Annotated in this window: 11 protein-coding genes; 6 read left to right on the top strand and 5 right to left on the bottom strand. The window is 63.2% G+C overall.

The window, feature by feature from the left end; genetic code table 11:
* Positions 1-29: 29 nt before the first annotated feature.
* The 5 genes from acs to SINAC_RS11560 all read right to left on the bottom strand — a co-directional run bounded on the left by acs (position 30) and on the right by SINAC_RS11560 (position 6611).
* Positions 30-1991 (bottom strand): acetate--CoA ligase, encoded by a 1962-nt coding sequence (acs, locus tag SINAC_RS11540; protein WP_015245815.1) that lies wholly within the window; start codon positions 1989-1991, stop codon positions 30-32.
* A gap of 366 nt (positions 1992-2357) precedes the next feature.
* The gene (bluB, locus tag SINAC_RS11545; RefSeq protein ID WP_015245816.1) at positions 2358-3068 is read right to left on the bottom strand and encodes a 5,6-dimethylbenzimidazole synthase; all 711 of its coding nucleotides are present in this window, start codon (positions 3066-3068) and stop codon (positions 2358-2360) included.
* A 17-nt stretch (positions 3069-3085) separates the two neighbouring features.
* The gene (hemG, locus tag SINAC_RS11550) at positions 3086-4555 is read right to left on the bottom strand and encodes a protoporphyrinogen oxidase (RefSeq protein WP_044147102.1); all 1470 of its coding nucleotides are present in this window, start codon (positions 4553-4555) and stop codon (positions 3086-3088) included.
* Between the two features lie 74 nt (positions 4556-4629).
* Positions 4630-5568 (bottom strand): ferrochelatase, encoded by a 939-nt coding sequence (gene hemH / locus SINAC_RS11555; RefSeq protein WP_015245818.1) that lies wholly within the window; start codon positions 5566-5568, stop codon positions 4630-4632.
* 149 nt (positions 5569-5717) lie between these two features.
* Entirely contained in the window at positions 5718-6611 is an 894-nt protein-coding gene (locus SINAC_RS11560) for a M48 family metalloprotease (RefSeq protein WP_015245819.1), read from the bottom strand.
* A 237-nt stretch (positions 6612-6848) separates the two neighbouring features.
* On the opposite strand from SINAC_RS11560, the gene larC reads away from it, so the two are divergent.
* The 6 genes from larC (at position 6849) to SINAC_RS11590 (ending at position 12365) form a co-directional block, all read left to right on the top strand.
* Positions 6849-8045, top strand: a complete 1197-nt coding sequence (gene larC, locus SINAC_RS11565; protein ID WP_015245820.1) for a nickel pincer cofactor biosynthesis protein LarC — start codon at positions 6849-6851, stop codon at positions 8043-8045.
* Between the two features lie 116 nt (positions 8046-8161).
* Positions 8162-8689 carry a hypothetical protein gene (locus tag SINAC_RS11570; RefSeq protein ID WP_015245821.1) on the top strand — a complete coding sequence of 176 codons (528 nt, stop codon included), beginning with the start codon at positions 8162-8164 and terminating at the stop codon, positions 8687-8689.
* The gene (locus SINAC_RS11575) at positions 8686-9162 is read left to right on the top strand and encodes a hypothetical protein (protein WP_015245822.1); all 477 of its coding nucleotides are present in this window, start codon (positions 8686-8688) and stop codon (positions 9160-9162) included. Before SINAC_RS11570 ends, SINAC_RS11575 begins: the two co-directional genes overlap by 4 nt.
* Entirely contained in the window at positions 9159-10382 is a 1224-nt protein-coding gene (locus tag SINAC_RS11580) for a glycosyltransferase (RefSeq protein WP_015245823.1), read from the top strand. The genes SINAC_RS11575 and SINAC_RS11580 overlap by 4 nt, the downstream gene beginning before the upstream one ends.
* Positions 10383-10470: 88 nt before the next feature.
* Positions 10471-11958, top strand: a complete 1488-nt coding sequence (locus SINAC_RS11585) for an aldehyde dehydrogenase family protein (RefSeq protein WP_015245824.1) — start codon at positions 10471-10473, stop codon at positions 11956-11958.
* A gap of 179 nt (positions 11959-12137) precedes the next feature.
* Positions 12138-12365 carry a hypothetical protein gene (locus SINAC_RS11590; protein ID WP_015245825.1) on the top strand — a complete coding sequence of 76 codons (228 nt, stop codon included), beginning with the start codon at positions 12138-12140 and terminating at the stop codon, positions 12363-12365.
* Positions 12366-12374 lie beyond the last annotated feature (9 nt).

The following is a 12374-nucleotide window of genomic DNA, read 5'->3' on the forward strand; positions in this document are numbered from 1 at the left end:
GGCCCGGTAGGCCGTGCCCACCCGGTCGCTTAGACTTCGTCCTCTTCCTTGAGCTTGGCCAGCACGCTCAGGTCTTCCAGCGTACTCGTATCGCCAGAGCTTTCGCGGCCGGCGGCGACGTCGCGCAAGAGTCGACGCATAATCTTGCCGCTCCGCGTCTTGGGGAGCGACTCCGTGAACCGGATGTCATCCGGACGGGCCAGGGCGCCGATTTCCTTGACGACGTGAGCGCGCAGCTCCTGCCGCAGCGCCTCGGACGCCTCCTGTCCGGTCTCCAGGGTCACGAAGGCCGAGATCGCCTGCCCTCGAAGCTCGTCGGGCTTGCCGACCACCGCCGCCTCGGCCACCTTGGGGTGACTGACCAAGGCGCTCTCGACTTCCATCGTCGACAGCCGATGCCCCGCGACGTTGAGGACGTCGTCGACCCGGCCCATGATCCAGAAGTTGCCGTGCTCATCGCGACGCGCGCCGTCGCCGGTGAAGTAGCAGCCGGGAACCTCGCTCCAGTACGTGCTCTTGTACCGCTCGTCGTCACCGTACAGCGTCCTGAGCATCGAGGGCCACGGTTGCTTGATGACGAGGAAGCCCCCCTCATTCACGCCAACCGGCTTGCCATCCCGGGTGACGACCTCGGGAACGATGCCGGGCAGGGGGCGGGTGGCCGAGCCTGGGATCGTTGGGGTCGCGCCCGGCATCGGCGCAATCATGATCGAGCCCGTTTCCGTCTGCCACCACGTGTCGACGATCGGGCACCGTTCGCCGCCGATGACCCGGTGATACCACATCCAGGCCTCCGGATTGATCGGCTCACCGACGCTACCAAGGAGGCGGAGGCTGGAAAGGTCATAGCTCTTGGGGAACTGCTCGCCCCACTTCATGAAGGCGCGGATGGCCGTCGGAGCGGTGTAGAGGATCGAGACCTTGTACTCCTGGATGATCTTCCAGAATCGCCCCTCGTCGGGCCAGTTGGGTGCCCCCTCATACATCACGGAGGTTGCGCCGTTGGCGAGCGGCCCGTAAACCAGGTAGGAATGCCCGGTCACCCAGCCAATGTCCGCCGTACAGAAATAGACATCATCATCCTTGAGGTCGAACACCCACTTCGTGGTCAGTGCCGCCCCCAGGAGGTATCCGCCCGTCGTATGGAGAATCCCCTTCGGCTTGCCGGTTGAGCCCGAGGTGTAAAGGATGTAGAGCGGATGCTCGCTATCGAGCGACTCGGCGGGGCAATCGCTCGACGCCTTGGCCGCGAGGTCGTGCCACCAGTGATCGCGACCGGCGGTCATCGCAATGTCGTGCCCCGTTCGCTTGGCGACGACCACGGCTTTCAACGAGGGGCAAACGGCCGCTGCGCCATCGGCGTTCTCTTTGAGCGGAACGACCTTGCCGCGACGAAAGCCTCCGTCGGCGGTCACGAGGACCTTGGCCTGACAGTCCTGGATCCGCCCTGCCAGCGCCTCGGCGCTGAAGCCGCCAAAGACCACGGTGTGCGGCGCCCCGATCCGGGCACAGGCCAAGACGGCAATAACCAGCTCGGGGATCATGGGCATGTAGATGGCGACGACGTCGCCTTTGACCACGCCGAGTCCCTTGAGGACGTTCGCGAACCGAGACACTTCGACAAGCAGATCCTGGTACGTGAGCACCCGCTTTTCGCCGGGCTCCCCTTCCCAGATGATCGCGGCCTTGTCCTTGTTCGGCCCTGCGGCGTGGCGGTCAACGCAATTCACCGACGCGTTGAGTTCACCCCCGACGAACCACTTGGCGAAGGGAGGGTTCCAGTCGAGCACCTTCTCCCAGGGCTTCGACCATTGAAGGGTCTGGGCCATTTCTCCCCAAAAGCCTTCCGGATCATCCTTGGCACGATTCCAGAGCGACTCGTATTGCTCGAGGCTCGAGACATGAGACTTCGCCGCAAACTCCGGAGGAGGCGGGAAGACCCGATTCTCGGTGAGGATGCTGACGATCGATCCGCCGTTTTCAGCCGACATCGTAGAGAGGCTCCGGAATCGCTTGGTCGTTCGCGGAAAGCTCACCCCCGGCCGAGGACCGGAAGACGCAACGACCCCACGCGTCCGATCCCCATGGAGGCAAGCCTTGGATTTTAAGGCTCCGCACGGTGTGACGCAAGCGGCCAATGCCCTCGTGGCATGGGAGTTGCTTCACATCAAACGGTATCGCAACCTGGACGCCTTCATGTCAAAAAGGCATGGCCCATTATCCCGATCGAATCGCGGGACGTGGCAAGTCGACCGGCCTGCGTTCATTTTCGGCATGAAAGCCGGGGAGCGGACCTCCTTGGCCTCTCCTACCTCTCTCACCCCCTACGCACGACACGGCAATTGGAGGGAGACCAGTTACGGAGCTGTTTTCGTGCCCGATGGATCGTCGGCATCGAGCGGGTTCTCGGTGAAGAGGGAGCTTGGCCGGCCCCATCGATCTTCATACACGAGAGGTTCGAGCTCAACCCGATTGAGCCACCCGAGCCTCTGAAGCTCGGGCGAGGCAGGAAACTCCACAACCCGACCCAGGCAGAGGTAGGCCACCGGAACGACCTCGGTCGGAAGGGCAAGGATTTGCCGCAGATCCTCGATCTCGACGATGCTCACCCACCCGACCCCAACTCCCTCAGCGCGTGCCGCCAGCCAGAGATTTTGGATGGCGCAAACGGTGCTGTAGAGGTCCATCTCGGATTGCGACGTCTTGCCCAGGACGACCGGGCCGTGCCTCGATCGGTCACAGGTCACACAGACGTTGAGCGGCGATTCCATGATCCCTTCGAGCTTCAGCGAGCGATACAGTTCGCCCCGCTCACCGTGGAACTGTGCATTGGCTATGGCATTGGCATGTTCAAAGGCGGCTTTGACCTGGGCGCGGACCTCGATCGAGCGGATCAGGAGGAAGTTCCAGGGTTGCATGAAGCCAACTGAGGGAGCATGGTGCGCAGCACTGAGGAGCCTGGCGATCAGATCGCCAGGCAAGGGGTCAGGAAGGAAGCGCCGGCAATCCCTGCGTTCGAAGATGGCGCGATAGACGGCCTCACGTTCGGCATCGGAAAAGGCGGACATAGACCGAAGCCTCTCAATCAGGCCGCGGCCGTGGCGGCGGGGTCGGCCAAGGCGTTGAAGGCGGAATCGGCGGCGGCTTTCGCCCCCCGAATGCAGTCGGGAATGCCCACTCCGTCGAAGGCGTTGCCCGTCATGATCAGCCGGGGGTGCCGGGAAAGCCGCTCGCGAATCGCCCCAACCCGGTCGATGTGGCCGAGCGTGTATTGAGGCATCGCCCGAGGATGGCGACCCACCTGCATGAAGAGGGGGTCGCCAAACGTGCCGAGCAAGTCGCCCAGTTCTTGGCGAACGATCTGGCCGATCCGGGTGTCGTCGCACTCGTAGAGATCAGGTTGGGTCGCGCCTCCGACAAAGACGCGGAGGAGCACCTTCCCAGCGGGAGCCCGGCCCGGGAACTTCACGCTCAAGAATGACACCGCCAGGATCGATCGTCCTTCGATGGCGGGGACGACGGCCCCGAACCCATCGAGCGGATGCGCCACCTGATCCCGACGATAGGCCACATTCACGATCACGGAGGATGCGTAGGGAATCGAGCGGAGCTGGAGCGCCAGGTCTGAATCGAAGCCGTCGACGAGCCGGGCCGACGCATGCGCCTCGGTCGCCAAAACCACGGCGCTCGCCTCGATCGGCAGCCCACTCAACAATTCGACCCGCCAAGGCGAGATCGAGTCGGGACGGTGGATCCGGCGCACCGGAGTCGACGTCCGAATCGTTCCATCCGGAAGCGCGGCGGCCAGCGTCCTGGGAAGGGTGTCCATGCCATCGGCCAAGGTGACGAAGAGGCCGTAACGAGCCCCTGAGGCAAATCGCTCGGTCGATCGCGCAGCTCGTGCCTGGCGGAGCGCCCCCAGAATCAGGCTCCGGTGCTCGTTCTCCATCGCAATGAATTGCGGGAGGGTGGCGCGCAAGCTCAGCTCATTGGGATCGGCCGTGTAAATCCCCCCGACAAGCGGTTGAACCAGTCGCTCCAAGGCCTCCCGACCGAGCCGTCGCTTCACGAACGAGGCGAGACTTTCATCCCCTTGCTCGTCGCGGTCGCGGCGGGGCAGGATCAAGTCCATTAACATCCGGAGCTTACCGCGCACCGAGAGAATCGGTGTCGTGAGGATCGGCCCGAGCCGATTCGGTGCCATGAGCACGAAGCCTTCGGGAACCGGTACGAGCCGCCCCTGCCGGACCACGAACGACCGACGATGCTGGGCGTCCGGGCTAATGAGCTGATCCTCGAGGCCGAGCTCCCGGCAGAGGTCCACCCCCCACGGCTTGTTCGTGATGAACGAGTCCGCCCCCCCTTCGAGGGTGAAACCATCGCCCCGGTTCGTCCAGATCGCCCCGCCGATCCGATCCTTGGCTTCCAGGAGGACGACCTCGACCGCCTTCCGAGCCTGCTTCGCGCGCTCCACGATCCGGTGCGCCACGGTCAGCCCCGAAAGGCCGCCGCCGATCACAACCACCCGATCCTGTCTCGACGAAGTCTCAGGCAAAGCAAAATCCCCTCGGTCCCAATTCAAACGCCGGCCGTCCCCCATCAAGGGGACACGCCCCGGGCCACTTCTGGCTAGCGATCCGCCTTGATCTTCGTGACGACAAGGTCGCCGAGCGCCTTGATGAACGTGGGATGGTCATTGACCGTCCCCGCTCGGATCATATTCAATCCCAGCTCGCGGCAGGTCTGAGCCGCCTCGAAGTCCAGATCATACATGACTTCGACGTGATCGGAAATAAATCCAATCGGACAAAGGATCACGTCGCTCTCCCCTTCGTCCTTGAGCTGCCCGAGCTTGGCGTTGACGTCGGGCTCGAGCCAAGGGGTTCGCGGGTTCCCGCTTCGGCTTTGCCAGACCAGGCTCCAGGGACGGCCGCCCAGGTACTCCGCGACGTTTCGGCAGGCCGTCTCAATCTGCGCGACGTACGGACAGCGCTCGGCCGTCGCCACCGGAATGCTATGCGCAGTGAAAAGGAGCTTGGCCCGGTCTCGTCTTGGCTCCGGCACCTGCTCGAGGGCCTGCCTGACCTCATCGGCCTGGGCCTCGGCAAATAAGGGATGGTCAAACCAGGGCTGCACGAAATCGATTTGGAGCAATTCCCCCGCTCCCGTCGAATCGAGCACCTCTTGGACGGTCTCTTGATACTTCTCGAAGCTCGGATCGCTCCGGTAAGGCGCCAGGATGATTCCGACGGCGCGCTTTCGCCCTTCCTGAACCATCGCATTGATGGCCGTGAACATGTACGGCTTGGCGAACCTCATCCCCACGTAAACCGGAAGCTCGAGACCCTGTTCATCAATCCAATTTCTCAGTCCTCGAGCCTGACGAGCCGTCAGCTCGTTCAGAGGACTCTTACCACCGATCAACTCGTAGTGGTGAACAACCGCCTCGTAGCGTTCCTTGGGAACCGGGAGACCGCGAAGGATGTTATTCAGGAATGGGCGGACCTCCTCCATCTTCTCAGGCGCACCGTAGGCCATCAGCAAGACACTGTCGTAAGCAATATCCATGTGTATATGGTCAGCACCGTTGTGATCGATGGAAAGCCGAGGACTCAGGTCGGACGGTTTGGCCGGGGCTCTCCTTGAAAGTTTATCCCATCCCCGAGGGATTGGCGATGGTCGGGTCCGCCTCAACCATCGCCAAGCGCGGGAACCGGTCATCGACCGACCGGTTGCCCTCCCTCAAGCCGAACGCCTTTGACGAGGTTCTCGGGGATCCCGTTGGGGTACTCTTGAGCCAGGATCGACTCGATCTCGCGAAGGCGGGTCTCGGGGAGCGGGTGGGTTGCGAGGAATTCGGGCTGGCGACTTCCCCCGCTCGCCGCTTTCAAAATCCGCATGACGTCGAGCATGGCTGAGGGGTCATAGCCCGCCTGGGCCATGTAACGGAGGCCGAAGCCGTCGGCTTCCGACTCATCGGCCCGGCCAAAGCGAAGTTGGGAGACCTGATTAACCATGGCGGCCGCCATCTGGGCCCTGCGGCCATTATCGTCTCCGCCGCTGGCGCCGACGCCGACGGCCAGGGTCAGCAACTGGCCGAGCCGTCCTTTGGCCATCTGCGCGGCGGAGTGACGACCGACAACGTGGCCGATTTCATGTCCGAGCACCCCGGCAAGCTGGGCTTCGTTCGTCATCTTCTCCATCAGGCCGAGCGTGATGAACACCTGGCCCCCGGGAAGGGCAAAGGCGTTGATCGTCTCCGGATCGTTCAGCAAGTAGAAATTGTAGTTGTCGACGTACTCGCTTCGGCTGGCGTCGCTCCGTTCGACGAGCCGCCGGCCAACGGCCTGAACGAGTCGAGCCCGAGGGTCGCGGGACGGGTCGATTTTGCCCCCCATTTTTGCGGCCATCTCGGGGGCGGCTTGCAATCCCAGGGTTTTTTCTTCGGTCGGGCTCATTGCGATATGCTGAGTCTTCCCCGTAACAGGGTTGACTTGTGTCTGAAACGAGTAGATCGCGATGCTGATGACCGCGATGATGATCGCTCCGATCACTCGGAGGTTGGGTCCTCGATTTTCGTTGGAGGGACCATAGTAGCCACCGTACGACATGACAATTCTCCCACGCCGAACTTGTTGCGAACCGCTCCGAAATTATGTTTTAGCAAAATGAGGACCGACTTACCGCAATCGGTTCGCATTTGAGGGAGAACGCTTGCCACACGCTTCCCGAGACGCATACGCTTGCAAGCCTCGGGACATTTTTTTCCTCACTTGCGGCAAGGGGGGGGATGGCTAAAATGTGGTCGTTTCTCCGTCCTTCGGCCGTCGCAGCGAAAGGGGTTGGGCGTGCGCATCGCCTATTTCGACTGTTTCAGCGGGATCTCCGGCGACATGACGCTCGGAGCGCTCGTCGATGCAGGGGTGGATCCTAAGGCGATTCAGGCGGCCGTGGCCAGCCTGGGCTTGCCGTGCGAGCTGACCTTTGAGACCGTGCGTCGCGGCGGATTTCGCGCCAACTATGCGCGCGTTGTCACGCCTCATGAACACGCCCATCGCCACCTCCATCACATTGAGGCGATCATCGACAAGAGCGTTTTGACCCCCCGTCAGAACGATCTGGCCAAGCGGATTTTTCGACGCCTCGGCGAGGCTGAGGCGACGGTCCACGGGATCGACCTCCAAAAGATCCACTTTCACGAGGTCGGCGCGGTTGACTCCATCGTCGACATCGTCGGGGCAGCGGTCGGACTCGACTTACTCGGGGCCGAGCGCATCGAAGCAAGCCCCGTCCCTCCCGGGCTCGGATCGGTCATGGCCGCCCACGGCCGGATGCCGCTTCCCGCTCCCGGAACGGCCGAGCTGCTCAAGGGAGTACCTCTGGCCGAGTCGACGGTCGAAATGGAGCTGACGACCCCGACCGGCGCGGCCATCTTGACGTCAGTCGCCGACCGCTTCGGTCCGGTTCCGGCCATGACCATCGAGTCGATCGGGCTGGGAGCAGGGACACGCGAGCTTCCTGGCCAAGCGAACATCCTCCGCCTGCTGGTCGGGCAGATCAGTCTGCCGGCCTCGAGCGACCGGATCTGGGTTCTCGAGACGAACCTCGACGACCTTCCGGGTGAGATTGTGGGCTACACCACGGAACAGCTTATGAAGGCCGGGGCGCTCGACACGTTCCTCACCCCGATCCAGATGAAGAAGAATCGGCCGGGCGTGATGGTGACGGTCCTCTGCGACGAGGATCGGATCAATTCGCTCGAGGAAATCTTGTTCCGAGAGACGACGACCTTGGGGATTCGCCGCTACCCGGTCAGCCGACACAAGCTGAAGCGGCAAGCGACCGAGGTGGAAACGTCGTTCGGCCCGATCAAAGGAAAACTGGGCTGGCGTGATGATCGGCCCCCTGTGTTCAGTCCCGAGCACGATGACTGCGCCCGAATCGCAACCGAGCGCGGCGTGGCGCTCCGCGAAGTCTATGATGCCGCCCACGCGGCCTATCAATCTCGGCAAGCCTCGGATCGTGCTGGTCAGCCTTCGGGCTGATTCATCCTGATTGATGCGTCCATGAAGCAAGGCCACGGCAGGATGCCGGGCCTTTGCTTCCGACATCGACACACTTCCGTTGAAACTCTCCGCCTTTCCATGGAAGGGATCGCGACATGTCTCCGTCACCGAGATTGCTGATGACCCTGATCGTGATCTTGAGCACGGTGTTGGGACTTACGCTGGTCGTCCTCGCCTGGGTCGTCGCACAGCTTCGCCGCCAGCCGATCTCAGCGCTGGTCAAATCCGTGGACGACCTTCGAACGCGCCAGGATCACCTCGAAGCGATGATGGAGAAAGCAGGCTCGGCCAGACAGGCCGAGCCCGCCCCCCAAGGCCATCCGGGCCCGCCGTTGCGACGACCGGGTTCGCGTTCCCGTCGAGTCGACGCGGCCGAGCCGACCGCCGTCTCCGGTCCAACCCTGATCGCGGTCCCCAGCCTGGCCACAGCGTCCTTGCCGTCGTCGGCCGCGGTCGGCCTTGATCTGGGCCGCCGGTTCAGCCCAATCTGGGATCTGGCCGACACCGGAGCGACTCCCGACGCAATCGCTCGAAGCACGGGCCAGCCGATCGGTCAAGTCGAACTGATTCTTGCCCTCCGCAGACAGCTCAACGCCAACGCCGGGGAGCCTCGCCTGACATGATCGCGCTGGAACCGGCCGCCGAAGCGTGTCTCGCTCGAACGCGTTCATCCGTGACTAATGTCTTGATTGCGATCAGTGGGGGAATCGCGCTCAGTGGTCTCGTCCTTCGTTGGCGTGATCGAGCCGCAATCTGGCGCGCCCCCGACGAGCTCAGGCAAGGATTGCTCGCGGGCCTTTTCCTTCTCCTTTTCTCGAGTTATGCCGTGAGGCGAGTCGGGGCGAGCCGGGCCCGGCTCCACGATCCCCAGCGCCGCGCCTCGCGATTTTACCAGGCTCATTTGATCTCGGCGGTAATCGGATCGCTCGCGATCCTGCTCGGCCTCTGTTACGGTTGGTGGGTTCGGCCTCGGCTCGACGCGGTCAGCCCGTTCTGGGTAGCCGCACTGGCCCTCGGCTTTCTGGCCCTTCCCCGTGCAGACGAGCTTCGAGACTTCGAAGATCCGATCCCTGAACCGAACGAGCCGACGCGATGACCCCGTCCCAACGCACACTCCTCTGGGTCTACGCCGCAATCATCGCCATGTGGCCCATCCGCCACCTGGCGATCTGGTTCATCTTCCGCAAGCTCGACATCCTCACGCCCGACTCTCCACGGCTGACGATGGACCATCCCCCCTTGGTGACGGCCATCATCCCGGCCAAGGATGAGGAGGGGACGCTGGCCGAGTGCCTGGCCTCCGTCTGTGCTCAGGCTTATCCTAACCTCGAGATCATCGTGGTCGACGATCGGAGCACGGATCGGACCGGCCAGATTGCCCGTGAGTTTGCCACGGCCGACCCACGGATTGAGGTTCTCACGATTGAGCATTTGCCTCCTGGCTGGACCGGCAAGACGCATGCCGCTCAACAGGCGGCGGACCGAGCTCGAGGGGATTGGTTCTGGTTCCTTGATGCGGACACCCGGCACTCGCCCGAGAATCTTGAAATCGTGATGGAGTACGCGCGAGACCGCGGTGCGGCGCTGACCAGCCTCTTGCCCGAGATGCGTTGCGAGACGTTCTGGGAAAACGTCGTGCAGCCGTTAGCGGGCATTGTCCTAATGCAGTCCTATCCGCTCTTTCGGGTGAACAACGATCGCTCCTCCTTGGCGTTTGCCAACGGGCAATACATCCTCATCAAGCGATCCGCCTATGAAGCTGCGGGAGGCCATCACGCGGTCCGCGATCGGTTCGTCGAAGACATTCGCCTGGCAGCGCGGGTCAAGGCGCTGGGCCTGCCGATTCGGGTGGCAATCGCTCGGGAGATCGGATCCACCCGGATGTATGCCTCGCTGGATCAGCTCGTGCGTGGCTGGAGCCGGATCCTTTACGATGCGCTGGGGCGAAACCCCTGGCGACTCCTCGGTCGCCTGCTCGACCCCTTGATTTTCAGCCAGACCGGCCACGTCGCATTTGTGGTGGCACTCTTCCTGCTGGCGCGAGGCCACACCAGTCCCTTCGCGTTCTGGCTCCTTGGCCTGAGTGTGGTTCACCATATTTTCACGTACACCGTGCTCGCTCGTGTTTATCACATGTCGGTTCCTCGATCACGTTACGTCGCCTGGTTCCCGGTGGCGAACCTTGTCATGGACGTCATCCTGATCCGTGCCATCAAAATGTGTTTGACCGGGCGAGTGACCTGGCGAGGCACAGCCTACGGGCCAACGGTCACTTCCTCGACTCGGCCCGTGACCAAGCCTGTCTCTCCAAACTAAGGACTGGGCCAGCTCGGCCATAACCATTAGTTCCGAAAATCCAGAAGAAGAGGCCCCCTGCCAGGCCGCGGTTCGTACTGAGGCACCTATGACAATCGCCCCCGCGGATGTCCTGATTGCTCGGAACCCGTCTACGGGTGTGGAGTTGGAACGCGTCGTCCCGACTTCCACCGAGTCGGTCGGTCCCATCGTCGAAGGCGCTCGTGAAGCCCAGCGTTCCTGGAACATCACAGCGTGGCCGGAACGTCGAAGAATCCTGAAGCAGTGGGCCCAGGGTCTCGCTCGACAGGCCGACGCCTGGGCGGACGCGATCTGCCAGGAGATTGGGAAACCGCGAGGGGAGGCTCTGGCCGAGATGGTCATGAGCCTGGACGCAATCCGCTGGACGATCAACCATGGGGGACGAGCGCTCGCTGCCGAGAAACTCGGGGCCGGTTGGCAGTCCTTTCTGTTGATCCCAGGGGCTCGGGTCTGCTATCGGCCGCTGGGCGTGGTCGGAATGATCGGCACATGGAACTACCCCCTCTTCCTCAATGCCCCTGCAATCGCGCAGGCGGTTGCGGCGGGCAACGGGGTCGTCTGGAAGCCCTCCGAGTTGGCCCCGCTCGTGGGCTGCAAGCTTCAAGAGAGCCTGGACAAAGCCGGGTTCCCCCCGGGGTTGATTGCGATGGTGCAGGGGGGCGCCGAGGTGGGCCGCGCGCTGATCGAAGCGCGGGTCGACAAGGGAATGTTCACAGGGGGGAGCGAAAACGGCCGGCGCGTGCTGACGACCCTGGCCGCGAATGGAGTTCCCGCGCTGGTCGAGCTCTCCGGTTTCGACCCGGCCATCGTCCTGCCCGATGCGCCTCGAGCCTCGACGGTGCGTTCGTTGACGTGGGGCGCGTTTGTTGGGTGTGGCCAGACATGCGTTGCGGTGAAGCGAATCTACATCGTCGGTGATGCGGAACCTTGGATCAAAGAACTCGCCGAATCGGCCCGTTCGTTGCGAGTGGGTGATCCAGCATCGCCGGACATCGACATGGGGCCCTTGATCTCGGAAGCGGCGCGAGAGCGATTCGATCGGTACATTCGCGCGGCGGTGGAGCGTGGCGCAGAAGTCGTAACAGGAGGCGAATCTCGGTCCGGCCCGGGTTGGTTCTCTGCACCAACGGTTCTTTCCGCCCGATCGGCCGAGCCCGAGTCGGCCCTTGCCGGCGTCTTCGGCCCGGTGGTGCTCGTCCGGCAGGTGAAGGATGCGGAAGAGGCAGTGGCTGCCGCAAACTCGAGCCGATTCGGGCTCGCCGCCAGTGTCTGGGGCCGCGATCTCGACGCGGCCCGCGCCTTGGCCGGGCGACTCGACGCGGGCACGGTGACCATCAACGACGCCGTCACGCCGATCGGCCATGCGTCGGCCCCGTTTGGTGGCACTAAGGCCAGTGGGTTCGGACGAATCCACGGCGTTCACGGACTCCGTGAGTTCACACAGACCCAGGTCGAACATGCCCGCCACGTCGGCGGATTGAGGCCCCAGTTGTTTCCCTATTCGCAACGCATTCCGGCAATGTTGAAAGCGTACCTACGACTTTTCCATCGGTGATCGTAAATCACGCCCCAATGGCGGTTTTGCCTCATCGACGGCCTGGAAACGGCGACTTCGGACTCCATCGGCGCTGGCCTGACAGCCCGAGAATCGGTACAATACAGCACCACGCAGGAGGGCCGCTTCGGCGGCGCGGCGAGGACGAAAAGGGACGGAAATCAAGGAGTCTTCCCACCATGGCGAAGTTACGCCTGCTCAAGACGGGTCACGGCGACCTCTGTTTGGCGGAGTGGGACAAGGACCGGCCGGAAACGATCACCGATGCCGCCGCGGCCTTCGCCGAGCATTTTACCCCGGGAAGGCTCGCCTTCCGGCTCGACGGCCCCGGGCAGACGCGGCCGATTCGTGCCTTCGACGCCACCGCGCCGGAAATCCTCCTCGTCCCCGCCATCCAGGGAGGCTGAAGGGACGTG

The sequence above is a fragment of the Singulisphaera acidiphila DSM 18658 genome (assembly GCF_000242455.2).
In the GTDB taxonomy this organism is placed as follows: domain Bacteria; phylum Planctomycetota; class Planctomycetia; order Isosphaerales; family Isosphaeraceae; genus Singulisphaera; species Singulisphaera acidiphila.

Excerpts from the sequence above, each read along its gene's own strand:
- SINAC_RS11580 (WP_015245823.1), top strand. The coding sequence starts at position 9,159 with ATGACCCCGTCCCAACGCACACTCCTCTGGGTCTACGCCGCAATCATC.
- SINAC_RS11570 (WP_015245821.1), top strand. The coding sequence starts at position 8,162 with ATGTCTCCGTCACCGAGATTGCTGATGACCCTGATCGTGATCTTGAGC.
- bluB (WP_015245816.1), bottom strand. The coding sequence starts at position 3,068 with ATGTCCGCCTTTTCCGATGCCGAACGTGAGGCCGTCTATCGCGCCATC.
- acs (WP_015245815.1), bottom strand. The coding sequence starts at position 1,991 with ATGTCGGCTGAAAACGGCGGATCGATCGTCAGCATCCTCACCGAGAAT.
- hemH (WP_015245818.1), bottom strand. The coding sequence starts at position 5,568 with ATGGATATTGCTTACGACAGTGTCTTGCTGATGGCCTACGGTGCGCCT.
- SINAC_RS11590 (WP_015245825.1), top strand. The coding sequence starts at position 12,138 with ATGGCGAAGTTACGCCTGCTCAAGACGGGTCACGGCGACCTCTGTTTG.
- SINAC_RS11575 (WP_015245822.1), top strand. The coding sequence starts at position 8,686 with ATGATCGCGCTGGAACCGGCCGCCGAAGCGTGTCTCGCTCGAACGCGT.
- SINAC_RS11560 (WP_015245819.1), bottom strand. The coding sequence starts at position 6,611 with ATGTCGTACGGTGGCTACTATGGTCCCTCCAACGAAAATCGAGGACCC.
- SINAC_RS11585 (WP_015245824.1), top strand. The coding sequence starts at position 10,471 with ATGACAATCGCCCCCGCGGATGTCCTGATTGCTCGGAACCCGTCTACG.